The 24197-nt window shown below is 67.5% G+C and carries 20 protein-coding genes; 14 read left to right on the forward strand and 6 right to left on the reverse strand.

What is annotated here, in order from left to right; translation table 11 throughout:
- Window positions 1-530 precede the first annotated feature (530 nt).
- The 3 genes from KEG57_RS32335 to KEG57_RS32345 all read left to right on the forward strand — a co-directional run bounded on the left by KEG57_RS32335 (window position 531) and on the right by KEG57_RS32345 (window position 5064).
- On the forward strand, window positions 531-1076 hold the full coding sequence (locus KEG57_RS32335; RefSeq protein ID WP_272424216.1) for an RNA polymerase sigma factor: 546 nt from the start codon (window positions 531-533) through the stop codon (window positions 1074-1076).
- Between the two features lie 281 nt (window positions 1077-1357).
- A complete protein-coding gene (locus KEG57_RS32340; protein WP_272424214.1) occupies window positions 1358-3022 on the forward strand; it encodes a hypothetical protein in 1665 nt (554 codons plus the stop codon).
- Entirely contained in the window at window positions 3019-5064 is a 2046-nt protein-coding gene (locus KEG57_RS32345) for a G8 domain-containing protein (RefSeq protein WP_272424213.1), read from the forward strand. The genes KEG57_RS32340 and KEG57_RS32345 overlap by 4 nt, the downstream gene beginning before the upstream one ends.
- Window positions 5065-5103: 39 nt before the next feature.
- On the opposite strand, the gene KEG57_RS32350 is transcribed toward KEG57_RS32345, so the two are convergent.
- Genes KEG57_RS32350 through KEG57_RS32365 form a run of 4 tightly spaced genes read right to left on the reverse strand, consistent with a single transcriptional unit; the run spans window position 5104 to window position 9822 of the window.
- Window positions 5104-6456, reverse strand: a complete 1353-nt coding sequence (locus KEG57_RS32350) for a hypothetical protein (protein WP_272424212.1) — start codon at window positions 6454-6456, stop codon at window positions 5104-5106.
- Window positions 6453-6713: a hypothetical protein gene (locus tag KEG57_RS32355; RefSeq protein WP_272424211.1), complete on the reverse strand. Its 261-nt coding sequence runs from the start codon at window positions 6711-6713 to the stop codon at window positions 6453-6455. The genes KEG57_RS32350 and KEG57_RS32355 overlap by 4 nt, the downstream gene beginning before the upstream one ends.
- Window positions 6714-6749: 36 nt before the next feature.
- Window positions 6750-9101: a caspase family protein gene (locus KEG57_RS32360; protein WP_272424210.1), complete on the reverse strand. Its 2352-nt coding sequence runs from the start codon at window positions 9099-9101 to the stop codon at window positions 6750-6752.
- Between the two features lie 28 nt (window positions 9102-9129).
- Window positions 9130-9822, reverse strand: a complete 693-nt coding sequence (locus tag KEG57_RS32365) for a zinc metalloprotease (protein ID WP_272424209.1) — start codon at window positions 9820-9822, stop codon at window positions 9130-9132.
- A 178-nt stretch (window positions 9823-10000) separates the two neighbouring features.
- Between KEG57_RS32365 and KEG57_RS32370 the strand changes: the two genes are divergently transcribed.
- The 4 genes from KEG57_RS32370 (at window position 10001) to KEG57_RS32385 (ending at window position 15630) form a co-directional block, all read left to right on the forward strand.
- Window positions 10001-10636, forward strand: a complete 636-nt coding sequence (locus KEG57_RS32370; RefSeq protein WP_272459147.1) for a hypothetical protein — start codon at window positions 10001-10003, stop codon at window positions 10634-10636.
- A gap of 11 nt (window positions 10637-10647) precedes the next feature.
- Window positions 10648-11436, forward strand: coding sequence for a S1 family peptidase (locus KEG57_RS32375; protein WP_272424205.1), 789 nt, complete (start codon window positions 10648-10650; stop codon window positions 11434-11436).
- 83 nt (window positions 11437-11519) lie between these two features.
- Window positions 11520-12215: a M15 family metallopeptidase gene (locus KEG57_RS32380; RefSeq protein WP_272424204.1), complete on the forward strand. Its 696-nt coding sequence runs from the start codon at window positions 11520-11522 to the stop codon at window positions 12213-12215.
- Between the two features lie 31 nt (window positions 12216-12246).
- Window positions 12247-15630: a glycoside hydrolase family 19 protein gene (locus tag KEG57_RS32385; RefSeq protein WP_272424202.1), complete on the forward strand. Its 3384-nt coding sequence runs from the start codon at window positions 12247-12249 to the stop codon at window positions 15628-15630.
- Window positions 15631-15663: 33 nt separating this feature from the next.
- Here the strand turns inward: KEG57_RS32385 and KEG57_RS32390 are convergent, their stop codons facing one another.
- A complete protein-coding gene (locus KEG57_RS32390; protein WP_272424200.1) occupies window positions 15664-15978 on the reverse strand; it encodes a DMT family transporter in 315 nt (104 codons plus the stop codon).
- Between the two features lie 938 nt (window positions 15979-16916).
- On the opposite strand from KEG57_RS32390, the gene KEG57_RS32395 reads away from it, so the two are divergent.
- Together KEG57_RS32395 and KEG57_RS32400 are read left to right on the forward strand one after the other, a co-directional pair.
- Entirely contained in the window at window positions 16917-17882 is a 966-nt protein-coding gene (locus tag KEG57_RS32395) for a PucR family transcriptional regulator (RefSeq protein WP_272459148.1), read from the forward strand.
- Window positions 17883-18194: 312 nt separating this feature from the next.
- On the forward strand, window positions 18195-19568 hold the full coding sequence (locus tag KEG57_RS32400; protein WP_272424197.1) for an amidohydrolase family protein: 1374 nt from the start codon (window positions 18195-18197) through the stop codon (window positions 19566-19568).
- Window positions 19569-19941: 373 nt separating this feature from the next.
- On the opposite strand, the gene KEG57_RS32405 is transcribed toward KEG57_RS32400, so the two are convergent.
- The gene (locus KEG57_RS32405) at window positions 19942-20388 is read right to left on the reverse strand and encodes a hypothetical protein (RefSeq protein WP_272424195.1); all 447 of its coding nucleotides are present in this window, start codon (window positions 20386-20388) and stop codon (window positions 19942-19944) included.
- Window positions 20389-20439: 51 nt separating this feature from the next.
- Here KEG57_RS32405 and KEG57_RS32410 point away from each other — a divergent pair, with 51 nt between their 5' ends.
- From KEG57_RS32410 to KEG57_RS32430, 5 genes are read left to right on the forward strand one after another with little or no spacing between them, the layout of a single operon-like run.
- Window positions 20440-20907, forward strand: coding sequence for a hypothetical protein (locus tag KEG57_RS32410; protein WP_272424193.1), 468 nt, complete (start codon window positions 20440-20442; stop codon window positions 20905-20907).
- Window positions 20904-21137 carry a DUF1826 domain-containing protein gene (locus tag KEG57_RS32415; protein WP_272424192.1) on the forward strand — a complete coding sequence of 78 codons (234 nt, stop codon included), beginning with the start codon at window positions 20904-20906 and terminating at the stop codon, window positions 21135-21137. The genes KEG57_RS32410 and KEG57_RS32415 overlap by 4 nt, the downstream gene beginning before the upstream one ends.
- 8 nt (window positions 21138-21145) lie before the next feature.
- Entirely contained in the window at window positions 21146-21766 is a 621-nt protein-coding gene (locus tag KEG57_RS32420; protein ID WP_272424190.1) for a hypothetical protein, read from the forward strand.
- Between the two features lie 40 nt (window positions 21767-21806).
- A complete protein-coding gene (locus KEG57_RS32425) occupies window positions 21807-23162 on the forward strand; it encodes a CobW family GTP-binding protein (RefSeq protein ID WP_272424189.1) in 1356 nt (451 codons plus the stop codon).
- Entirely contained in the window at window positions 23150-24196 is a 1047-nt protein-coding gene (locus KEG57_RS32430; RefSeq protein WP_272424188.1) for a WD40 repeat domain-containing protein, read from the forward strand. The genes KEG57_RS32425 and KEG57_RS32430 overlap by 13 nt, the downstream gene beginning before the upstream one ends.
- Window position 24197: the final 1 nt, after the last annotated feature.

Raw genomic sequence — 24197 nt, forward strand, 5'->3', positions numbered from 1 at the left:
CGAACGGAGCGCAACATCGATCCGGGAGGTCCCGGGACCTGCGCGAACGGGTTCCCACACCGATCCGGAGGTCCCGCGACTTGCGGGAACGGGGTCGAAGACCGATGACGGAGGCCGAGGGACCTGCCCGCGCGGCGGAGAGGGGGTGAAAGGCGCTGCGATGAACTGCGCATCGCGCAGTTCATCGACCCCGGGTCCAGCGCTTGCACGGGTCCTGGTCCAGGGGCGGATAGCCCCGGTGGGGCCTGGGGCAACGCCCCAGCGCAGCGCCTCCCAAGATGAGACCAATGCTCAGCTCCCGGGCCGGGAGAGGGGTTGGGGGTAAGGGAATTTCTGCTCGGGATCACGGCTCCCATTCCAACCCCCCTCGCCCCATTCAGGTCGGATCGTGACTTTTCCCGCGACGAACCAATTCCACATTTGGTCGTTGAGTTTCGCCCTGATTTGTGGAACAAAACAAGCGACGCCAGCCGGCGCTAGAACACCGACCGGCGTCTCCCCACAACCCCGACCGAACCGGAGTCATGAGTATGACAACGATACCGCTCCATCCGCCGCCGGCAAACTTTACGGCGTCGCACGCCTTGCTCGGCCGCCTTTACCTCGAACACCGCGATTTCCTTCGCCGCCTGCTTCTCAAGCAGGCCTTCCCCTCCGGTGATGTGGACGATGTCGTCCAGGAGGTCTTCGTCACGGCGTGGCGACGCCTCGAATGTCTGGTCACGCCGGAGCAGGCCCGGCCGTGGCTCGTGGTGATCGGGCTCAACCGTGCGAGCAATTATCGAAAGCTCGCGCGTCATGAGCGAGAGGTCTTCACGGGGCTCGCGGAGGAATGTCCCGAGCAGGAGCAGGACGACGCGTCGTCGCCCGATATGCTCTTGCAGGCGACGTACGGGCTGTTCCGGCTGAAGCGCTTCCTCTTGAAGATCGGCCCGCGCATCCGTGCGGTGGTCGTGCCGTACCTGGAAGGCCGTTCGATCCGGGAGATCGCCGAAGCGCTCGGCATCAAGACGAAGACCGCCTACGCCCGCATCTCCCTCGCCCGACGGCACCTGCAAAGGCTCGCGCTCGCCTGATCGCCTGCGTTTGCGTTTGCGTTTGCGTTTGCGTTTCCGCCTCCGCCTCCGCCTCCGCCTCCGCAAGCGGAACCGAGTTCTCGGCGGATTGAAGTTTTATTGCACCAACCCGATCATTTTTGTGGTCGATCCGCGCACGGATGACGATTGACTCCCCGGCGAACAGCGTATTAGATACCTAAATGCGTTCGATCCCCAGGATCCGCCTGAGCACCGCACTGCTCGGATGGCTCGTAATGGCGAGCGCCGGATGCGGCGAACCCTCTGGCGGACGGGATCCCGTGGCCGAACCGCATGCATTCCCGCTCGAGATCCTCGGCGCGCCGGGGACCGAGGTCACGGTCACCCTCGAGGTCCCGGCCGCGCTTTCGACGCGCCCGACCCTTTCGCTCGAGGTGACGGCGGACAACATCGTCGCGGGTGAGGCCGCGTTTGTTGCGGTGAACGACGGGGCGCCGATCGACCTCGGCGCGTCGGGCCTGGGGCTCCGCCGCCCCTTCGGCGGTACGGGACGCGGCACGATCCCGCTCGCTGCCGGCGCGGTGAAGACCGGCAAAAACCGGATTGCCTTCAGGTATGCCCGCCAGGTGCCCGACGTCTCGGGCTTCCGCGTCCTCGGCTTGGCAATCCGCGCGCCCGACGACCCTGTGAACCAGGTCGAACTCGAGCTCCCGTGGGACGACCCGGCCACGTGGACCGCTCCCCTCCCCGATCCCGCGGCCGTCGAGCGGGGACGCACCTACTTCACGACCACCTCACGCGACGGCGGCCCGACCTGCGCCCGCTGCCACGCCGACGACGGCGCGGATCTCGCCGTCTTTGCCTTCTCGAACCACAGCATCCAGGCGCGCGCGGAGCACCACCTGTTTTCCCCCGAGGAAGCCGCAGCAATCGCGAGTTATATCCGCTCCCTGCCGGTTGCCCCCGTGGGGCGGGTCCACGATCCGCCGTTTCAGCCTGGGCCCGGCATGCATGGCGAAGCGGGGGCCGGATATGACGCGGTCCTTGCCGACGACGACGCGCTCGGCGCGGTCCTCTTCCCTGACGGCCTCCCCGCCGAGCCCGCCTGGGATGCGCTCGCCTCGCTCGATACCTCGCAGCTCCCGAGCCCGGTCGAAGTGCCGACCTGGCTGCGCTGGCTCCCGCGCAAGATCGATCCGGGCTGGTTCACGCGTGGAGACGGACTCCTCGCCAGCACCGAAGCGGCGCTCGCCGATCCGGGGACACTCGCCGACGCGCTCGCCTTCCAATCGGCGGCGATCCAGATCGGCAAAGAGCTCCTCATCCAGGAGGGGGACCACCAGGGCCGAATCGAGCTTCTCCGCTACGCCGCGGTGAAGCTATGGGCCTGGCAGCGTGCGCACGGCGGCTACGAAGGCGCGGACAACGGCTTCCCCGACGGCGGCCCGGCCTTCCCCTACGAGGTGGGCTTCGCCTTCTTCGAGGCCGGGCTCGCCGAGGCGGTGCCGCATGCGATGGCGCAGGCGCTCTCTTGGTGGGTCGCGCAGATCGCCGTCAACCCTGGGCGAGGTTTTTCAAATGGCGAGCGACCACTCAATTGGCGCGACGTCCTCCTGGTCGCGGAGGACGCCGGGCAAGGACCGTCCACCATGACCTTTTTCCACCTCCTGGGGAGCTGGGAAGAGTCACGCGGGGCCCTCGCCGACGACTTCGGCACCGCGCAGGGCCCCGTGCGCCTGCTCGCCGTGCCCCTCCTCCACGTGGACGTGGCGACGCGCGAGGCGCTCTTCCGCCGCTTCTTCCGGCGTGAGGCCACGTTCCTCGCCGAGGGCGGTACGCTCGCGCCCAACCATCACACCCTCCTTGCGAACGCCTGGCAGAGCGTCTGCGGGGAGTTCTCGGCCGCGCAGCGTCAGGGGCTGCGCGACGTCGCGCCGGCCGAGCTCGAGCCGGACCTCACCGCCTGCCAGGAGAACTCGCCATGAGAGGACGTCGTCTTGCTTTGACAGGGCTCACCATCGCGCTGCTCGTCATGCCGTTCGCCCTCGTCGCATGTGGAGGCGACGACCCCGGCGCCATCAAGGATCCCCCGAGCATTGCGGCGGCCTGCGAAGGGGACGCGTGCTCCTTCTGCGACCCGAAGGTGTGGGGCGGCGTGACACCGGACGCCACGACCGATCTCGTCATCCCCGACGGGATGACGGTCGTCGTGGATTGCGCGGCCGAAGCGCACACGCTCCGCGTCGAGGCCGGCGGGACGCTCGCCGCCTCGCGCAAGGTCTCGGCGACCCTCACCATGCACGGAAACCTCGTCGTCGCGGGGACCGTGGACTACGGGACCCCGGAGGGGCGGATCCCGGCCGGCGTGACCGCCGAGATCATCTTCACCGGCATGAAAGACGAGGGCTACCAGGGCACCCCGTCCGTCGAGGCGGGCGACGATGGGTCGACCTCGGTCGAGACCCCGATCCAGATCGTCGACGGTGACATCGGGCTCTGGGTGGCAGGGAGCGGTCGCCTGCTGGCTGCGGGCCAGGAGAAGCGCGCCTGGGGTCGGCTGACGGACGGGGCAGGCCCGGCGGACCTGACCTTCACCGTCGACGACGCGTCAGGATGGCAGGTGGGGGACCGCGTCACGCTCACGCCGACGGTGCCGCGCAGCGCGGGCGAGACCTGGGCGAGCCAGTTCGATGAGGCGAAGATCGCGGCCGTGGAGGGCAACACGGTCACCCTCGAGGCCGAGCCGAGCTACGCGCACGACGGCTGCAGCGATTGCATGCGGCGGGGAGAGGCCGCGAACCTGACCCGAAACGTCGTCATCCGGTCGGCGGACGACACCAGCCACGCGCACATCATGGTCCTGGAGCAGGGGATCGCGCAGCTCGACAGCGTCGAGCTCCGGTGGCTCGGGCCTGAGAAATGCGGCGGGCCCGCGCGCCGGGCTGCCCTTTATTTCGGCGCGCAAAAGGAAGCGTCCGACCCGTCCTTCGTGCGCCACGCCGCGATCTGGGGCGGGCAGAAGGGCTTCGTCGTGATCGAGAAGTCCCACGGCATCGAGGTCTCGGACGTCGCCGGCTACGACGCGTATGGCCCTGGGTTCTCGATGTTCTACGACACGAACGGCTGCGGTACGCGCTGCGCTGATCGGGCGGAGAGCGCGCCCCACGGCATCGTCTTCGATCACGTCCTCGCGGCGAAGGTGGGCGCGGCGAAGCGCGACGAGGAAGGGGCTTGCCTGCGCATCGAGCATCGCCTGGCCGGGTTCGAGCACAGCGGCGGCGAGGGCTCGGGCGCCCGCGACTGCGTCGCCGTCGGTATCGGCTGGGAGGGCAGTGGCTCGGACGTCGCCGGGTTCGGTTGGACCGAGGGGGGGTCGGGGCGCCCGGACGACTTCACCTTTACCGGCAACGTGACCCATAACAGCGGCGGGCACGGCGCGATGGTGTGGCACAACGACGACGAGCACATCCAGGCCCCGTACACGAACAACGAGTTCTGGTCGAACGGAGGCTACGGCATCCACTGGGGCGCCTATGGCAACCCGTTCGAGTTCGACGGCGTCACGATCGTCGACAACGGGCTCGACAGCGTCGCGATCAAAGCCATCCCCGCGACCGATCGCCCGCGCATGGTCGACGTCACGCTCGAGAGCGTCACCATTCTGTCCTACGTCTTCGTGCAGACGATTCCGGCGACCTTCCGGAACTTGACCTTCACGGGGACGCGCCCGGTCGGCGTCAGCCGCACGTTCCAGGAGGCCTGCCCCGACGCTGCCAAGGATGACGACCCGAACGATCCCGACTGCATCCGTGACTGGCTACGCTTCGAGAACATCTCCTTCGCGGCGGGCATGAAACCGTTCGATTTCGGAAACGCCCCGAACAAGCACTCGGTCTGGGAGATCCGCGGCTTCTCGAGCCCCGACCACGCCATGCTCCCCGCGGACTTCGATCTCTATCGCGCCGACAACGAAGTCCCCGGCGGCTCGTACTACGAGCCGTTCGACGCCTGGCTCGTGCCGCGCTGAGTCCCCCGAGCAGGGGGCCGCCACGGGCCCGTCACGTCATCACGAACGAGCGCGCGCCACCGCGGCGAGCGCTCGCGTGGAGAGCGCGCTCGGCGCAAGCTCCTCGGCCCGGCGCAGATCCGCCTCGGCCTCGTCGAGCGACCCCGCACGCAAAGCAAACAGGCCCCGCGTCAGGTGCGCGCGCGCCCGATCCACGTCCCTGGCCTTCTCCCGGGCCACTTGCTCGTCGGGGGTCCAGAACCCTCGTTCCTTGCCCTCCGCATCCACCGTGAAGGCCATGGCCACCGCGGCGCGCGCCTCGTCGCGGCGATTCAGGGCGTCGAGCAGCACGGCGCGGGTCGTGTGGTAGGGCGCGTGGTTGTCGAGCTCGAGGGCCCGATTCACGTCGGCGAGCGCCGCTCCGTGTTCGCCCCGGGCCCAGGCGCGGCTCGCGCGCTGGTGATAGGCGGCCGCGAGGGGGAGTTTTACGTAGTCCCGATAGCCGTCTCGCAGCGCATCGGATTGCAAGAGCGCCTCGCCGTCGGCGATGACCACGTCCCAGTCGGGATAAAGCCGGGGCAAGGTCCGCACGACGGGAAACCCCTGGATGCGGGAGGACGGCACGCGGGCGAGGACGGCGAAGAGGCTGGCCAGGGAAGCGGCGTCCTTGATTCCGGCGGCCTCAGGCCCCTCCTCGCGCATGCGCACGAGCGTCTGGAATGCCTCGCCAGGGGCAGGATCGAGGGTTTCTCCAGCCGAACGGCCCATGGCGAGCAACGAGAAAAAGAAACAAGCGATCTGCCAGAGGTCGTGCTGGATCGGATCGATCGACCAACTCCAGCGCGGATGGTCGGACTCTCGTTCGTGGTCCTCGGCGAGCTCGAGCGCCTCGAGCAAGTCGACATCCTCGACGCCCGGGACGAGCCAACGAATCTGCCAATGCCCATTCTCCTCGACGAGCCGCAGGTGCGACGGGCCGAACACCAGGGGGCCGCACCCGCGCGCATGCAGCCGCGCCGCGACCTCACACGCCTGGAGCGCGCACGCCGCCGCGGCCTCGATCCCCAGGGACGGCCAGGGCCGCGCGGGCGGCGGCTCCGCGAAGACGACGCCCGGACCGACATAGAGCACGGGCACCGTGTACGGGAGCGCGAGCGATTGCACGGTCCGGGCAACGGTCTCGGTCGCAAGGTCGTGCCTCCAGTCGAACGGGTATCCCCGCGGATGGACTTGCACGCGCGCGCCGGATTGCCGATCGGTCCCGTGCAGCCAGTATTCGTCCTTCGGCGAGAGGCCCGGCTGGATGTTCCTGTGCCAGAGCCGCGTGAACTTCCAGAGCACCCTCCGTTCGCCGGCGATCTCCTCCGGATTGCCGTCCACCACGAAGCGCCCGTCGCCCGGGTACGACTTCATCGCCGCCCCGCGCGAGCAAGGGCGCGCCCGCGCTGCGCCGCGACGAGCGCCGTCCCTCCGGCCATCCCGAGGGCGAGCAAGGGCAAGAGCCGACGCGCCAGCGCATCCTCGAGCGGCACCTCGGGCGTGGGCGCGGGGTGCTCGTCCCAGTCGGTCGGGCGCTCGGGCTCCGGCAGGATATCGGCGCGCGCAGCACCTGCCCAGAACAACGCGGTGAGGAGCACGAGGCCACAAACGCCGAGGGTGCGTCGTCGCATGGACGCGACGATATCATGGTTGGAAGGCGGCTGGAATCACCTCCTGCGTCCGCGCGCGGGCTCCTGCCACACGAGCGCCGGCCCGAAGCCCCAGAGCCGTTTCTCGACGCGCGCGAGCAGCGACGGGGCGGCAATCAGGCCCGTGGGCGAACGGCTCGCGTCACGGATCGCGAGCCAGCTCTCGACCAACATCGGCGGCACCGAGAATCGCTTCCGTGGGGCCCGCGCACCTTGGATGCGCAATGCGAGGGCCTCCACATCGGGATGCTCGCCGAGCTGTCTGCGCAGAGCGGCGAGCGCCTTCTTCAAGATTGAAGTGTGCTCCTCGCTCGGCTCACCGAGGGCGAGCAGCAGATACGCGCCGAGGAGGCGGAGCATCGGGTCTTCGCGGCTCGTCTCGATCACATTCGCCAGCATCTCTGCGTTGCCTGCGGCTCGGCGCTCTCGAAACGCGAGGCGGACTAGCTCCGTCGTGCGCAGCGCGGGTCGTTTGGGCTCGAAGGATGTCTGACCGAGGAAAACGGCCGCGCCCTGCAGATCGGCGCGCCGGCCGCCGGGGCCGTCGCTGTAATTCCGAAGGAGGAGGAAGACCTGGGTTTGACGCTCGCGCGTCGTGACGACGGTCTGGCTCAACGTGCCATGCGGCGTCTCCACGGAGAGGCGGTAGACGCCGGGATCGAGCTCGACATTGCAGGTCGCCCACGGCCCGTCGGTCCCGGGACCACGCTTCGATTGGCGCTCGAAATCGACGAGCACACGCCCTTCGGCGTCACGCAGCGAGAGCCCGGCCGCAGGATGCGCGGCGGGAGGCATCGGGAAGGGCCCCGGGGGTGGAGCGTCGCGCACGCCGAGGAAAAACTCGCTGCCCTTCCCCATCTTCACACCGGGGACGCGGCTCTCGCGCCTCGCCTGCGCGCGGTACGCCTCCGGAGAGGCCGTGTTTTCGAGCGGCGCGGGCGACATGAAAAACCTCTCGTCCGCCAGGTTGACGAGCTCGACGAGCGGCATCCTCAGCGTCGGTCCACCAATGGCTGGCTCCCCCTGAAGCGTGCCGTCGTCCCACGTGACGCGGATGGTCTTGGGGTCGGCGCCGGCGTCGCCCGACACCACGAGGTAAACGTAATTGAGGAGAGATCCCGTGCGCGCCTGGAGCTTGAAGAGCCCAGCCCGTTTCATCTCCACCACGTGCTCCCCGCCTCGGGTCGGCTCGATGGGATGGGCCTCGAACGCCCCGTCGACGAGGAAATAATCGATTCCGGGATTCGCAAACGCGAAGGCCAGCCGGTCGTGGACGCGCGCTTCCCTGTAGCCCTTCGCGAAGTTGATCTCCGCTGCCCCGCTGGGGCTATATCCGGGCAACTCCAACACCTCCGAGCGTCCGCCGATTCGCGCAAGGTAAAACCCCGCGGGGAGGTCGAGCTCGACGCGCTCGCTCCGGGGCGTCTGCCGGACGACCGGTCGAAGGTCGCCGTCGAGCACGACGAGCTCTTCGCCGACCAGTTCCGGCCAGACGTGGATCACGAGCTTGAACCTCGCCTGCGGCGCGCGCGCGAGGAGGAGTTTCGTCACCTGGGGATCGTCGAAAGGCGTATACGGCTCCTTGCCGATGCTCGGATTGGGGTTCGCCCGCATCTCCACGGGGAGGAGCTTCCGCATGTTGGCGTGCAGGTAATTGGCGAGCGCTCCGGCCGTGAGGTTCCCCTGCTCGTCGCTCGCGCCGCCGCGAAGGCCCATGAGGAGCGCCCGGGTGAACACGCCCATCGGCTTGCCGTCGAAGTCGAGCTCACGCGCCTCCCGGTCGGATTTGGCCGCGTGCATGAACACGAGCTGCGTCTCCGAGCCGCCCGCGGGTTGCTCCCTCGTGCAACCGGATGGATCCGTTGGGGTCTGCGGGCCCGGCGTCGCGCAGCAGTCCATGAAAACGACGACCTGCTTGAAAAGCGCGGGATTGACGACGCACGCCCGGACGAGCCTGGGGATGTTCGCATGGTTGAATTTGCGCGTCGTCGCGTTCGCCGTCAAAAGAACGTTCGCGTCGATGGTCCCGTACTCGAGCATCTGGCAACCATGACCGGAGACGTACAGGTAAAGCCGCCTCGCCTGCGGCCCATTGTCCTCCGCCTTTGCCTGCACCTCGTCGAGGATCGTCGTGACAGCGCCGGCGACGGTGACCTCGTTCGGCTGGGCGACGGCGGCGCTCCTCGGCTCGGGGGGAATGAAATCGGAGGAGAGGATCAGCCGGGCTTGCGAGGCCGGAACGTCGCCGCCGCGCGGATCGGTCACCCACGCGTAAAACGCCTTCGCATCGTTCTCGGGGCCCCGCAGATCCAGGTGCAGCCCGGGGTAACGCCAGATGCCCACCACGATGGCCCAATCGTTCTTGGCCATGACGATCGCCCTCCCCTCGGTGCATCGATCACGGATACTGCTGCCGGATGAACGCCCTGTCCGTCGGCGAGAGGTCGTTGTTCCAGCCGACTTCGAGCCCATCGAAGTTCCAGCTCTTCTTGATCCGGTAGAGCATGATCGAGGAGGGATCGAATTCCGTATAATTCGTATCCTCACGCACCTCGAAGATGTTTTTCCGGATGATCTCCCGGCTCCAGTGGTTGGGCGGGCCGGAGAGGTCGGCGTAGACCTGCTCCTCGTTCCAGTGGATGCCCGCGGCAGGGCTCATGTGCTCGTGCGTGAGGCCGAGAGCATGGCCGAATTCGTGGAGAACGACGGCGCGCATCATCTCGTCGGGCGTTTCCTCGTCGAATCCGCCGAAGTTCATCGTCGGCTGCGTCGCGTCGGTGAAGGGCGACGCCAAACACTCCTTTCCGATGGCCGACCAGTGTCCCTGGTACTTGAAGGAGATCCGGATCGGGGTGGCCGCGGGTTTGCGGCGGAAGACGAACCGGAGGTTCGCGAGGCCGAGCGCGGTCCACTCCTTGGCGAAGGTTTTCACCCTTTCCTGGACCGAGGGGACGCCGTCCAGAAAGCACACCTCGATGCGATCCCCGGGGTTCCATTTCGCCCCTCGGACGAGCGCCGCCCGAGGTTTCCCCGAAATCACCTCACCCACGAGCAAGGATCCACAAAAATCAGATTCCGTACGGTCACTCATGATGCCCCTCCTCGCGCCTGGCGTCGTGATGAAATTGGAGCCGGGGGCGCGCGCGGCAAGGCGTCCTCTTGGACCTCGCGGGACGGACCATTACGTTTCCCTCGTAACCCAAGACGCGCGGACGCGAGGAGGAACGATGACCCGACGTGGAAGAATAAACATCCGAACGCTGGCCGCAATGCTCATCACGCTCGGGGCCATCGCGGCGGGGTGTGAAAAGAAGCCCCCCGACCGCGCGAATTCAGGGGAATCACGACAGACGGTGACCGTCACGCTCGACGAGGACAGCGTGGCGCAAGGTACCCAGATGGATGCGACCCAGGTGCGCGTCGACATCCGCAGCCAGACCGGGGCGTTGCAGCTCCGAGCCGATTTCCAGGCTATCGGGCCGCAGAGTACCCTCGTCACGTACACGTCGTTCCCGACGGGGACAGACGGGGACACGTCGACGCAACCGCAGACCGCGTCCGCGCAAATGGACGCCGAGCTGCCGACGGTCGACCGCGCGATCGTCGGGGCCGCCCTCATCCAGGCCCAGGTGTCCCGCGCGATCCATTATTACTACGACAACTGGGGTTGTGACTTGCCGTCGGCGATCCGCGGGCCGACGAGCTGCGGTCCGAAGGGGCGTTGCTGCGACATCCACGACGCGTGTTACAGGGAGCACGACTGCGGGGCCGGCAGCTGGCTCCGGCCGTGGACCCAGTGCCACATCCGCTGCAATATCCCGGCCGTCGCCTGCTTCACGAGCAGCACCTTCCACCCCGGCCCGAGCGAATGTTGCGCCCGCGGAAACTGCGGTGAGCCTCGATGACGTGACGAGAAATGGCCCGGCGCCTCGCCCCCGCCTGCCTGGTTTTCGTCCACGCGTGCACGCGTGGCCCCGAGGACGGGGCGCGTGAAGCTCCTACGGCCATCGTCGGCGGGCAGATCGCGGCCCCGGGAGAATGGCCGACCGCGGTATCGTCCGGGCGATGCGACGGCACGCTCGTGCATCCGCGGCTCGTGACCACGGCAGCACATTGCCTCGCCCGCGGCACGCCCGCTTCGTTTTCCCTCGGGGAGGCGCGTGATCACGCCGTCCGCACGGTGGCCGTCGACCGCTGCATGGGCCATCCGGACCATGAACGGATCCAGGGCGCCGACGTGGCTTTTTGTCTCCTCCGCGAGGCCGTGGACGACGTCCCGATCGCGCCCGTCCTTTCCGTGTGCGAGGCTGCCGAGCACCTCGTCCCCGGGGCCACGGCCATTCTGGTCGGATTCGGGGCCGCCGGCGAAGACGAGCCCGGCGGCGGCCTGAAACGGTGGGTCGTCGTGCCCGTTCACGGGACCCAGGCCGAAGCGCGGGAGGTCCTCGTCGGCAGCCGCGAAAGAGGCGCCTGCACGGGCGACTCGGGCGGCCCCGCATATCTCGAGCTTCCGGATGGCACGTGGCGCGCGTTCGGCGTTTCGAGCCGCATGGCTCCGAGCACGGACATGGACCCGGCCGATCCCTGCGCGGGGAAGGCCATCTACACGTCGATCCCCGCGCATCTCACGTGGATCGAGGAAAGCTCCGGGATCGACCTCACGCCTTTCGAGGAGCGCTGCCCCCGCGCAGCTCGGCGTCCATGAAGGCGCGCGCATGATTTTCGGGCAGCGCCCATTGCGCTATGAAGCCCGGACACAACATTCGGAAATGGGAAAGGGGGTGCCGTATGGCCGTGAGAGGTCAAAAGGGAAAGTCCGCTCTTCGGATCGCCAAAGGATTCGTCGCCGAGCAACTGGACGAAAGGCTCGAAGAGGAGCCCGTCGTGCTGGAGGAGGTCGATCCCTCCGAGGGCACGGCGCCGCCCGAGGATTGGGACACGCATGCCCACGAGGACGACGAAGACGTCTGGGAGGGCGTGGAGACGAGCGTCGCGGCGGGCAAGTCGAGCCTCGAAGCCGGGCGGGCAAAGCCACGGTCCATCAATGGATTCAGCGTGGGCCCCGCGAAACGCATCGGGGTGAAGACGTATCGCGTCCCGGGTACGAATGTATCCCTGCCGGTCCGCGCGATCATCGCCCCGCTGCTCATCGGCTTCGCCAAGGAATTCCACCAGAAGGTGGAGAAGCTCCGCAAGGGCTGGTGCTGGGGGCACGCGAATCGCAACATCCGCGGCTCGAAGCGGCCCTCGTTCCACGCGGCCGGCATCGCCATCGATCTGAACGCGCCGAAGCACCCGCTGGGGCGCAAGGGCACGTTCAGCGCGGCCCAGCGCAAGACGATCAACGCGCTTTGCAAGAAGTACGGCCTTCGCTGGGGAGGCAACTACCGCCGCCGCAAGGACGAGATGCACTTCGAGGTGATCTTGCCCCGCGCGAAGGCGGTGGCGCTGGCGAAGCGGATCCAGAAGGGCGGGGCGCGGTAGCGCCGAGGCGAATTCGGAGGGAGGGTCGGCCATGCGAAGGGGCGCGCAAAACCCATTCACGATCACGTTGCTCGACGTGGGAGCCGAGCAATACGGCGATGCCGTGCTCTGCCGGTTCGGCACGGTCTCCGTGCTGATCGACGGGGCGCACCCGGGCAATGCTCGTCGCAAAGGCGGTCACCTCGCGATCCAGGAGCAACTCCGGCCGCTCCTGCCCACGCGGGGAGACGCGTCCCAGGTGACCCTCCTCCTCATTTCGCACGCGCATCAGGACCACATCGGGTGCCTGCCGCGGCTCGTGCGCGACGGGCACCTCGTCGCCGAATGGGCACTCGTGCCCGATCCGGACCTCGCCTGGGGGAGCACCACGCGAGAGACCGGAACCGAGGCGTCGAAAGCGGCGCTGCGCATTGCGGAGGCGCTGCGCGAGGAGCCCCTGGAGGGTGAGTCGCCGGCCGAGGAGAGCGCGTTCATCGAGTCCGCGCAGAGCCTCGAAACCGAATACCGCGAGATGCTGGAGACGCTCACCCGGAACGGGACGCGGGTTCTGCATTTCAAGGGGAGCGACGACCCGGCGCTGCGGCCGCTCGTGGAGGCGCTCGCGGAGGGCGGCGTCACCTTGAAGATCCTCGGCCCGAGCGGGCGGCACGTGGCCGCCTGTGCCGAGGGCATCGCGGGCAACCTCGATGCCTTGCGCACCGAGATTCAAAGGGCGCTCGAGGTCGCCGCGCCGGGCGGGAGCGAGGAATCGGGCGAGGCGCGCGAGCTCTCCGTCTATCGGAGGTATGCCGAAAGCTTCGCGGCCGAGCGCGAGGAGCCCGAGGGGACGGAGGCGGCCGGGATGCCGCGGGTGTCGAATTTCGTGAACCTCCAGAGCTCGGTGTTGCTCCTCGAATACCGCGAGAAAAAACTCCTCTTCACGGGGGACATGCAACTCGCGGATCCGCAGACGAAGGATCGGACGATCCTCGCCGGGATGCGCGCGCTCACGAAGGCCATCCGGGAGCATTCGCCGTACGATTTCGTCAAGCTCTCGCACCACGGGAGCCACAACGGGATCAGCGCCGAGCTCGTCGACATCATGGGGCACCCGCCGCTGCTCGGTGTCTGCGCCGGCGAGAAGAGCCGCCGGCACCCGCACCCGGAGACGCTGGAGCTCATGAAGACCGTGGTCGCCGAGCGGCGCGGGCGGTGGGCGCGGACCGACGTCAATGGGCTCAGCACGATCTCATTCGACACGGACGAGCCGACCGTGGCCGTGTCCTGCGGCCGCATCAATGACGCGAGCCCGCCGCGGGGGCCTTCGCGGCGGCGGAGGAGATCGACCTCCGCGGAGGCGGGATCGGCCCGGCGTTCGCGCGGAGAATCCATCGTTTCGGGTCCCTGCGTCGCGCCGGCCCGGGGAGAGGAGAGCGCGTCCATAAAGGAAGGGGGGAGCATCATGAACGAAAGGAGAGCATCGGCGAACGAGGCAGGCCGCGTGACCGGCGGCCACGAATCTCACGCGAGCGAACGGGAGCGCCGCTCGTGCACGGGCTCGACCGAGGCGGCCGCCGTCGAGAGACCTGCGAGCCTCCTCGAATACGTGCCGGGGTATCAGCGGCCGAGGGCCCTCGATGCCGCGGCCACGAGCCCGCCCGACAAATTTCTCCTTCCCCCGCGCCTCGCCGGCAGCGGGGCCCCGGTCTTGCAATCAATCGACGCCGACGCCGACGCTCCGCGGGAGGCCACGGAGGCTTCACGCATGCATGCGGTCCAGGGCCCCCAGTTCATCGTGATCGGTCCGGATGATCGGGTCCGGGTCCCGCGACCCGAGGACGCTCCTTACCGGGCGATCTGCGCCCTCCGGATCACCGGCGTCAATGGTGGGCTGTATGTCGGCACCGGATGGCTCATCGATCCCCGTATCGTCGTCACGGCGGGGCATTGCGTGTACGATTGCGATGCGATGGGCGGGTGGGCGTCGTCGATCGAGGTGATTCCGGCGCTCGACGGTGCTCGGCGGCCCTTCGGATCCGTCGTGTCGAAGCGCTTTCGCTTGGTGTCCGGGTGGCTCGAAGACCAATCCTCGGAGTACGATTACGGCGTGATCCTGCTCGACAAGCCGGTCCAGTTGAACGAGGGCTTTTTCGTACCCGAGGTCCTGTCCACCGCGGAGCTCAAGGGCGCGCAAGTCAACATCGCGGGATATCCGACGGATCGTGACGCCGCGACACGCATGTATTATCAAGCGCGCGCGCTGAAAGGCATCGGGGCCCGCATCGTTCAGTACGACATCGACACCTTCCGCGGGCAGAGCGGCGCCCCGGTATGGCTCACGCGCCCGGACGGGACGCGCGCCGTGATCGCGATTCACACGAGCGGCCCTTACGGCAACGTCCTCTTGAACTCGGGCGTGCGCATCACGGCGGACGTGCTCGCGAGCCTGCGGCAGTGGGCCCAGGAGGCGAAGCCTGCGCGGCTCTCTGGGCGTCGTCGTGGCTTCTTGGCTGCGAAGGCGGACCTCGCGGTGGAAAGCGGGCTCGTACCTTCGCCGGCAATGCCGGTCCAGGAAATCGTGGGCAATGTGGTCGACGAGAAAAACCGCCCGCTCGCCGGGGCCACCGTGACGATTTCCCGCCGCGGCGCGCCCACGATTGCCACGACCTCCGCGCAGGACGGCTCCTTCTCGTTGCCCGTCGTGCATCCCGGGCGCCACACGCTGAAAGCGCATTCCAGCGATGGAACGGCCGTCATGGCCGTCACGCGCGAACAAGCGTCCCCCGTGGCGCTCGTCCTTGCGTCGCAGGCCGAAATTCCGGCGAAAAACACCGAGGCGGGCGTGGCGAAGCCTGCCGGCGCGCTCGTGAAGGCCGTGCAAGCCGCGCCCGCGAAGAAGGGCACGACGCGGGGCAGGCTCACCCTGGCCGAGCTCCGCGCCATCATGCCGAACCTCTCGGCGGCGCGGGCTCGGAAATGCTTGCCGCACCTCAACAAGGCCATGAAGGAGTTCGGCATCAACACGAAAAAGCGAATGGCGGCTTTCCTCGCACAGCTCGCGCACGAGAGCGGCGAGCTCGTGTATTTCGAGGAGCTCGCGTCCGGCGATGCGTACGAGGGACGCAAAGATCTCGGGAATACCCGCCCCGGGGACGGCAGGCGTTACAAGGGCCGGGGCCCGATCCAGATCACGGGGCGCAGCAACTACCGCGCGGCGGGCAAGGCCCTCCGGATCGACCTGGAAAAGAATCCGAAGCTCGCCGCCCGTATCCACGTGGGCTTCCGCATTGCAGGGTGGTACTGGAAGACCCGCAAGCTGAATGCCCTCGCGGACCGGGGCGACTTCAAGAAAATCACGTACCGCATCAATGGCGGTTACCGGGGGCTCTCGCGCCGGACCGTGTACTACCGCCGCGCGCTACGGGTCCTCGCCTGATACCGGGGACGCGTTCCGCCTGCTGCGTCTCCCTCAGTGAGTCACCGAACTGGAGAAGATGTTGACGATGACGACCCCGGCGACGATGAAGCCGAGTCCAATCACTGCTGCCAGGTCCAGACGCTGGCGGAACACGACGTAGCCCACCGTCGAAATGAGGACGATGCCGAGACCGCTCCAGATCGCGTAGGCAATACCTATGGGTATGCTCTTGAGTGCATGCGACAGAAAGTAAAATGCGCCCAAGTAGCAGGCGGCCATGATTGCGGTTGGAATCGGCTTGGTGAACTGCTCCGACTTCTGCAGGAACGTCGTGCCCACGACCTCGAGCGCGATCGCGAGCCCCAACGCCCCGTAGGCTACATACGCTGTTGACACACCACGAAGATACCGACCGGCCGGTATCTTGTCAAACGCGCGAGAGGCTACCCGGCTCTCGGGCATCAATGTGAAACCGGGTCCGTCTCGCACTCCGACCCGTTATCCACGCATCTCCCAGCGCAACATTTCCCCGCACGAACGTCCGTCACTGGCGCGATCGGAAAGCAGTCGTTGAGCTGCCCGTCCGGCGTCGTCCGATCGAAGTGCACGCAGACAGCACGCCCGAGCGTGGCCACATCCCGGCACCATTCGGGGATCCAGGCGTCCCAATCATCCGGGTCGCACCATGCGTCCCACGTGCACGGGTTGCAGTCGTCGCAACCGTTCCAATCATGCTCGCCCGAACAGTCCTTGTCCCACGATTCATCGGGGTCGGGCATTTCCCTGCACCAGCCCTGCCCTTCCAGTGGCTCCTGCGAAGCGCAGCCGAAAACAAAAAGAAACGCAAGAAGGAACCTCACGAAGCCCTCTCTCCTCGCTCTTTTGGGCGGCCCCCACTGCGGGGGTTCACGTCGGCGAGCCCCAAGGCATGCCGACGACACGAACGTGGAGGACGAGGCCGCGTGCGGCAAGGTGCACACTGCATCAAAACACGTTAGAATTGGTGCAGTATGCACCAGCGTGATGACAAGCCGGACGTGTGGCCGTGGCCACGCCCGTCGAAACGTGTGCGCGAGTTGATCCGACGCGGCGCCGAGATGGCCCTGAACACGCCCCACGAGTGGCTCGAGGAGCTCGACAGGGCGACGTTATCCATCGAGAACATGAAGGTCATCGCCGATGACCCGGTGCTCGCGGCGGCCACGCGCAGAACGTACCGCGCGTACTTCTTCCACTGGGCGGCGGCAAACCTGCATGACCCGGGAGCGCCGGTCGCGCCTCACGTCGGCGCCGAGTCGCTCGGCATGGCGCGTGACCTCGTGCGCCGTGGGGCGACCGAGTCCGCCCTGCACGCCTATCGTACCGGGCAAAACGCGGCCTGGCTCCGGTGGATGTCGATTGCCTTCGAGCTGACCTCCGATCCCGACGAGCTACGCGAGCTGCTCGACATCTCGGCCCGCTCCATTTCTTCCTTCCTCGACGCGACGATCGCGGGCATCTCGGCCCAGATGAACGCGGAGCGCGACGAGCTGACCCGCGGCACCCACGCCGAGCGCCGCGAAGTCGTCGCGCTGATCCTAGATGGCGCGCCAATCAGCCCCCAACACGCTTCCCGGCGGCTCGGGTACGAGCTCGACCAGACGCACCGAGCTGCCGTCGTCTGGAGCGAAGAAATCGAGTCCGACCTCGGCTCCCTCGAAAGCGCGGCCGATGCCCTGGCCCGCACCGCCGGCGCACAACGCCCCCTCATCGTCGTAGCCAGCGCGGCGACCCTGTGGGTCTGGGTGCCAGGAGAAGCCGAACCCGACATCGAGCGATTGCGCACAGCGACACGACAACTGCAAGGCGTCCGCATTGCGATCGGCTCCAAGAGCCGCAAAATCGAGGGATTTCGTCGGAGCCACCTCGACGCCCTCACCACCCAGCGCATGATCGCCCGCCTGGGCTCCGATCAGCGCGTCGTCAGCTTCGAGATGGTCCGGCTCGTCTCCTTGGTCACGCAGGATCCCGAGGGCGCGGACCAATTCGTCAAGCACACGCTCGGTGACCTGGAATCGGCGAGCCCCGAGCTCAGGAGCGCATTATTGACTTTCCTCGACGAAGGATGCAACGCCTCCCGCACAGCGACTCGCCTCCACACCCATCGCAATACCCTGCTCCGCCGGCTCGCCCGCGCCGAGGAGCTCCTCCCGCGACCACTCGACGAGCATAACCGCGTAGAAGTCGCCGTCGCGCTCAAGGTGCTCCGCTGGCAGACGAGCGCCGCGTGAAAGCACCGAGGAGCGTGTTCACTTTGGGGGCGTCAATACGAACCTTGCCCATGCGGCCGTTGCGCAATTCGCGCAAATGGCACAGATCGTGCCACAAAAAACCGGCCCGGCGATCCGCGTGCGCCGCCCGACGTCCTCGAGGCTCGGCCGCGTCGCCGGCCCTCGTGCGGCTGGCCCGGGACGTGCTTATTCCCGCAGCCCGTCCCAGCCTCGGAGCCAGGACCGGACCGCGCTGCGGAGTCGCGGGGTAGACGACGTTCTTGAACAGATCAGGAGCCTCTCATGCGGAAAATGGCTTTTCGAACAGCTTGCTTGGCTTTCACCATCCTTGCGACGGTTCATTGCGGCTCGGGAAATGAGAACCCCACCGGCGGCACAGGCGCCGCCGGCGGTACCGGAGGCACCGGCGGCACCGGCAGCACAGGCGGTAACGGCGGCACCGGCGGCACAGGCAGCACAGGCAGCACCGGTGGCACCGGCGGCACCGGCGGCGGTGAATGCATGACCAGCGACAAGGCCATTCGGTTTGGCAAGCTCGTCAATCCCGAGGATGGCTCGGTCATCGACAAGGCGATCGTCGTGATCCACGAAGATCGGATCAGCTACGTCGGCACGGACGAAAAGCAGATTCCGTGCGGAGCCAGCGTCACCGACTGGACGGCGTACACCGGGCTCCCCGGGCTCGTCGACGCACATGTTCACTTCTCTTACCAGACCGACCAGGAGCCGGGCACGCTCCCGTGGACCCGTGTCACCTGGCTGATGAACAACAACGTCTACAAGCTCATGGACCTGGCCCGCGGCGCCGCTCTGGCGACGCTCAAGACCGGCGTCACCACCGCGATCGACAAGGGAGGCCGCGACTTCATCCTGAACCCCCTGCGCGCCGAGATCATGTCCGGCAAGACGCTGGGACCGCGGATGTACAACTCCATCGGCGGAATCTCCAATTACAAGTACCCGGCCTCGGTCCCCGCCGAGGAATTGAAGAACTGGGTGCATCTCCAGGTGCTGCGCGGCGCCGATCTCGTGAAAGTATGGGCCGACAAGTGCACCGACCAGACGCTCGATTGCACGCCGACGTTCACGTTCGACGAGCTCAAGCTGCTGGTCGACACATCCCACGAGGAGGGGTTGCCCATCGCGATCCACGCATACCACCAGGACACGGCCAAGCTCGCCATCATGGCCGGCCCGGACTCGATCGAGCACCCGGAGGGCCTCGACACGGTGGACTGCGGCAACATGATCGACAGGGGGACGATCTACGTGCCGACCATCGATCACAACCGATATTACAAGGACAACCTCGCGTTCTTCGGCTACGCCCCCGACCTGGAGGCGAAGTTCGACGCCTATATCCAGGACAACCTCGCGAGCGCGGCCCAGGCGCACCTGGTGGGCGTGAAGATCGCAATGGGCTCGGACGCCGTGTTCACCGGCTTCGGCGAAAATACAAAGGAGCTCGCCTGGCTCGTGCAGGCCGGGATGACCCCGCTCGACGCGATCCGTGCCGCCACCATTCATGGAGCCGAGAGCATCGGCGCGCAGAACGAGATCGGAAAGGTCGCGGTGGGCTACTACGCCGACATCATCGCGGTCGAGGGCGACCCTCTGGCAGACATCAACGTCGTCATCAACGGGGTCCGCAAGGTGATGATGGGCGGGCGAGTCGCGGAGTTCTGACGAGTCCTGAGCATGGCCGCCGCGCCGGGGCGCTGCCCCGGACCCCGCGGGGGCTGTTCGCCCCTCGACCCGAACCAGGGCAAGCCCTGGACTCGTGGTGGAAGAACTGCGCGGTGCGCAGTTCTTCCAACGGGCCGGTGGCAAGACCGTGGACGGTGTGCCGGTCGAAATGGCAGCGCGGCGGTCTTGACGGGCAGGGTCGCTCCTGGTCTTGACTCGGCTGTTCGATGAACTGCGCATCGCGCAGTTCTTCGAACCCGGGTCCAGCGCTTGCGCTGGTCCGGGTCCAGGGGCGGATAGCCCCTGGTGGGGCCTGGGGCAACGCCCCAGCGCAGCGCCTCCCAGATGAAGCATCCTCTGCCTCATGCACATGTTACTGTAGCATCACGCTGGCCTCCTGCGGCATGACGAGTGCGAGGCTCTCCTCGGGGCCGCGCGAGGCGAGCACGACGTACGTCGCTGGGCAGAGCGAGACGATCTGCTCGAGCCATGCGTCTGCTTCGAACGCCGAGAGTTCGTCGTGCGACGATGTGATCCAGCAGAGCAGGCCGAGGAGCGAGGACGTGGCGAAGATCCGGAGCTCGGCGCGCCCGCCCTGGAAGATTCCTCGTGTGGCCGCGCCGCGGACGAACGACACCGAGAGCCTGAGGAGGCCCGCGGCCGGCTCGTACGCGAGGGTGAGCGTCGAGTCCACGGCGATACGCCGCATGGAGAGCCCTCCCGCCGGCGCGCCGGCGATCGGCGAGAAGCCCGCCTCGTGAAGGTGGCGCTCCGCGCGCTGGCAGAGATCCTCGTGCTCATGTTGCGTGTTGCAGTCCATGTCGAACTATAGTTGCAACTATGATGCGTTTGCAATATAGAAGCGCCCATCATGATCAAGCAGCCGGAGCCCGGCCTCTACCGGACCACGAAGCCCTACCCTGGCCAGGAGGAGGCGATCCCTGCCGGTGTCCTCGTGTACGTCGGCGTCGAGGACGGCGTCGCCTTCGTGGTTCGCCCCGGTCAGAACCGCCGGAATCGCTGGTTCTGGGGCAAACCCACCTACGTGCTCCGCTCCGTGAGCTGGGCCGAGTCGCTGAAACGGCTGCCTTCGGAGGGTTTTTACACCCTCCCCCACGACCTCACGCTCGACGGCGGCGGGCGCTGGCTCGAGAACGCGATCGTGCAGCTTGGATACAACGGCGAGGGGCGCGGGATCCTCTTCGTCGCCGAGGACCACGACGGCGAACCGCGCAACGTGCTCGTCTTCTCGGACCGCGGGGTGCTCGTGAGCGACGAGCTGCTCGCGAAGCTCGTCTGGGCGCCGATCCTGCCGGTGCGCCCGGGAGCGTCCTCATGACGAACCTCGCCGTCCTCCCTCTCGAGGCGGCCCCCCGCACGAGCAGCGCCGAGGAGTCGGGGCTCCTGCGCCCCGGCGCCTTGGTTCGTCGGATGAAACCGGGCGACGTCGGTTTCCTCAAGGGAAAGGGATTCCCGGGCCATGAGCGGCGCGGCGCCGTCCACCGATCGCCGCCGGAGACGGGCGCGGAGGCGCCCCGCTTGCTCCTCACCCTCGACCCTCTCGATTGACCGTATTCATGAGCCTCCCTCTCACCCTCGGCGTGGGCATGCTCCTCGGCGCGCGGCACGCCGTCGACGCCGATCACCTCGTCGTCGTCGCCGCCATGCTCGAGCGCGAGCGTGGTTTGGGGGGCGCCCTCCGCACCGCGGCGCTCTGGGGCTTGGGGCATTCCCTCACGTTCCTCGGCCTCGGGCTCGCGATCGTCGCGCTCGGGCTGCGTGTCCCCGCCTCGTTCGAGCGTGCCGCGGAGCTCTCGGTGGCCGTGATGCTCATCGGGCTCGGGCTCCTGCACATGACGAGCCGCGCGCCTGGCGTCGAGGGCAAACCACGGATGAAACACCGCTCGGTTTTCCGGCCGCTCGCCGCGGGAATCGTACATGGGCTCGCGGGCTCGGCGGGCATCGCACTCCTCGCGCTCACGACCATCCCGTCCGTGCGCGGCGCCATTCTTTATCTGCTCGCCTTCTGCGCGGGCACCGTGCTCGGGATGGGCGTCTCGACCGCGCTGCTCTCGTTTCCCCTCGGTTTGTCGAAGCGTGCCTCCCCGGCGGTTCGCCGCGGCATCACCCTCGCCGCCGGCGCCTCGAGCATCGGCCTCGGCTTGATCCTCGGCAGCGGAGCGCTGACGGGCGGCTGAACAACGAATCACGATTCACCCACGGAGAACCATTCGAAACATGATACCCACGCGGAAGGATGGTCGAATCCCCGTCACCGTGCTCACGGGGTTTCTCGGCGCGGGCAAGACCACGCTCCTGAACCGGATCCTCACGGAAAACCACGGTCGTCGTATCGCGGTGATCGAGAACGAGTTCGGCGAGATCGGCATCGACCAGGCCCTCGTCATCCAGGCGGACGAGGAAATTTTCGAGATGAACAACGGGTGCATCTGCTGCACCGTGCGCGGCGACCTGATCCGCATCCTCGAGAGCCTCGCGAAGCGGCGCGACAAGTTCGATCGGGTCATCGTCGAGACGACCGGAATGGCCGATCCAGGGCCCGTGGCGCAGACGTTCTTCGTGGACGAGGAGGTGTCGGAGCAATTCGCGCTCGACGGGATCGTGACGGTCGTGGACGCGAAGCACGTCGCGCTGCACCTCGACGAGAGCGACGAATGCAAGGAGCAGATCGCCTTCGGGGACGTCATCCTCCTGAACAAGACGGACCTCGTCTCCTCCCCGGAGCTCGATCGTCTGGAAAAACGTATCCGCTCGATGAACGCGATGGCCGAGGTGCACCGCACGGTGACCGCATCCGTGCCGCTCGACGTGGTGCTCGACGTCGGCGGGTTCGACCTCGAGCGCGCGCTCCAGAAGAAGCCGACGTTCCTCGAACCGGAGTATCCTTTCGAATGGCTCGGTGTGTACCTCCTTCCGGAGGGCACGACGGAGCTTTGGCTCGACGACGGGCCCGATCCGACGATGGATGTGGCCTTGATCCCGATCGCCAGCACGGACGACGCGGAGCTCGGTCACGCGGCGGAGGCGGCGATGCGCGTGTTCTCGGACGAGCCGTGCCGCACGCGATCGGGCGGCACGATCGGCCCTGAGCTGCGCCCGTTTCGGCTCGATCTCACGACTCCCGGGCGGAAAGGCTTCGTCATCGAGGTGCCCCGCTCCGGTCCTCATGTGCTCGCGACGCAGCACTTGCCCGAAGAGTTTTCCCTCTCGCTCGCGTCCGGCGGCGAGCGGATCGTGCCGGTCGCCGAGAAGACCTTCGCGGCGGGGCACACGCACGACGAGACCGTCACCTCGGTCGGCATTCATTCGGATCGTGTGGTGGACCGCGCCAAACTCGAAGCGTGGCTCGGCGAGCTCCTGCGCGAGAAGGGCTCGGACATCTTCCGGATGAAGGGGATCCTGAGCATCGCGGGCGAGGACAAACGGTTCGTCTTCCAGGGCGTCCACATGCTCTTCGACGGCAAGCCGGAAAAGCCCTGGGGCGACGCAGAGCGCTCGAGCGACCTCGTGTTCATCGGGAGAAACCTCGATCGTGCCGCGCTCACGGAGGGTTTTTCGCGATGCCTCACCTGAGCGAAGTGGAGAAGCGGCCCGCGAAGCACGAGATGCCGCTCGTTTGGTCGGGGGAGGTCGACGACTGGGCGACGTGTTTGTCGTGGTCCAGCGACGCGCTCGTTTGCGCCGTGGGCTCGGCTTCGGGCCTGGTGCGCCTCTTCGACGGGCGGACCGGGGCGGTCTTGCAATCGATCGCGGCGCACCCGGGCGGGGTGCTCGATCTCGCGTTTTCCCCGACGAAGCGCCTCCTCGCCACGGCCGGGCAAGACGGGACGGCGCGGCTGTGGAGCGGAAGCGACGGCGCGCTCGTCGCGAAGCTCCCGGGCACGAGCGCGTGGGTCGAGCGCGTCGCGTGGTGCCCCGATGGGAAGAAGCTCGCGACGGCGTCCGGAAAAACCGTGCGATTGTGGACCGCCGAGGGCGCGCCGCTCCTCGAGACCGAGCCCCACGAGAGCACGGTGACGGGCCTTGTGTTCTCCCGCAAGGGGAGCGACCTCGCGACCTCTTGTTATGGCGGCATCCGCGTCTTTCGTATCGCCGCGGGCGGCAAGTCGAAGCACCACGCCTGGAAGGGCTCGATCATCTCGCTCGCGTGGAGCCCGGACGACCGCGTGATCGCTTGCGGCGGGCAGGATTGCAGCATCCACTTCTGGCGATTGCCCTCCGGCAAGGACTCGTTCATGGAGGGGTATCGCAGCAAGCCGAAGGCGCTCGCGTGGTCGGCGGATTCGACGTTGCTCGCCACGGGAGGCGAGGCGATCGTCACGATATGGGATTTCGGGGGCAAAGGCCCCGAGGGTACGGAGCCGATCCTGCTCTCCGGACACCTCGGGCTCGTCACGGATCTCTGCTTTCAAAGGCGCGGGACGATCCTCGCCTCGGGTGCGCAGGACACGGGCGTGCTCGTCTGGGATCCGCGTCGCGGCGCGGAGCCGCTCGGCTTTGCGTTCCTTCGGGATCGGGTGAGCAAGCTCGGCTTCCGGCCGAATCACGATCACCTCGCCGGGATCGACGCGGCTGGCACGGTCGCGTGCTGGGCGCTGCCGGCGTGAA

The organism is Polyangium jinanense (genome assembly GCF_028435365.1).

Bases quoted from the DNA above. Each gene is read 5' to 3' on its own strand.
- KEG57_RS32385 (WP_272424202.1), top strand. From the start codon at position 12,247: ATGCGAAGGGGCGCGCAAAACCCATTCACGATCACGTTGCTCGACGTG.
- KEG57_RS32355 (WP_272424211.1), bottom strand. From the start codon at position 6,713: ATGCGACGACGCACCCTCGGCGTTTGTGGCCTCGTGCTCCTCACCGCG.
- KEG57_RS32365 (WP_272424209.1), bottom strand. From the start codon at position 9,822: ATGAGTGACCGTACGGAATCTGATTTTTGTGGATCCTTGCTCGTGGGT.
- KEG57_RS32345 (WP_272424213.1), top strand. From the start codon at position 3,019: ATGAGAGGACGTCGTCTTGCTTTGACAGGGCTCACCATCGCGCTGCTC.
- KEG57_RS32350 (WP_272424212.1), bottom strand. From the start codon at position 6,456: ATGAAGTCGTACCCGGGCGACGGGCGCTTCGTGGTGGACGGCAATCCG.
- KEG57_RS32335 (WP_272424216.1), top strand. From the start codon at position 531: ATGACAACGATACCGCTCCATCCGCCGCCGGCAAACTTTACGGCGTCG.
- KEG57_RS32405 (WP_272424195.1), bottom strand. From the start codon at position 20,388: ATGGACTGCAACACGCAACATGAGCACGAGGATCTCTGCCAGCGCGCG.
- KEG57_RS32395 (WP_272459148.1), top strand. From the start codon at position 16,917: ATGGCGCGTGACCTCGTGCGCCGTGGGGCGACCGAGTCCGCCCTGCAC.
- KEG57_RS32420 (WP_272424190.1), top strand. From the start codon at position 21,146: ATGAGCCTCCCTCTCACCCTCGGCGTGGGCATGCTCCTCGGCGCGCGG.
- KEG57_RS32410 (WP_272424193.1), top strand. From the start codon at position 20,440: ATGATCAAGCAGCCGGAGCCCGGCCTCTACCGGACCACGAAGCCCTAC.
- KEG57_RS32415 (WP_272424192.1), top strand. From the start codon at position 20,904: ATGACGAACCTCGCCGTCCTCCCTCTCGAGGCGGCCCCCCGCACGAGC.
- KEG57_RS32375 (WP_272424205.1), top strand. From the start codon at position 10,648: ATGGCCCGGCGCCTCGCCCCCGCCTGCCTGGTTTTCGTCCACGCGTGC.
- KEG57_RS32380 (WP_272424204.1), top strand. From the start codon at position 11,520: ATGGCCGTGAGAGGTCAAAAGGGAAAGTCCGCTCTTCGGATCGCCAAA.
- KEG57_RS32425 (WP_272424189.1), top strand. From the start codon at position 21,807: ATGATACCCACGCGGAAGGATGGTCGAATCCCCGTCACCGTGCTCACG.
- KEG57_RS32370 (WP_272459147.1), top strand. From the start codon at position 10,001: ATGCTCATCACGCTCGGGGCCATCGCGGCGGGGTGTGAAAAGAAGCCC.
- KEG57_RS32360 (WP_272424210.1), bottom strand. From the start codon at position 9,101: ATGGCCAAGAACGATTGGGCCATCGTGGTGGGCATCTGGCGTTACCCC.
- KEG57_RS32430 (WP_272424188.1), top strand. From the start codon at position 23,150: ATGCCTCACCTGAGCGAAGTGGAGAAGCGGCCCGCGAAGCACGAGATG.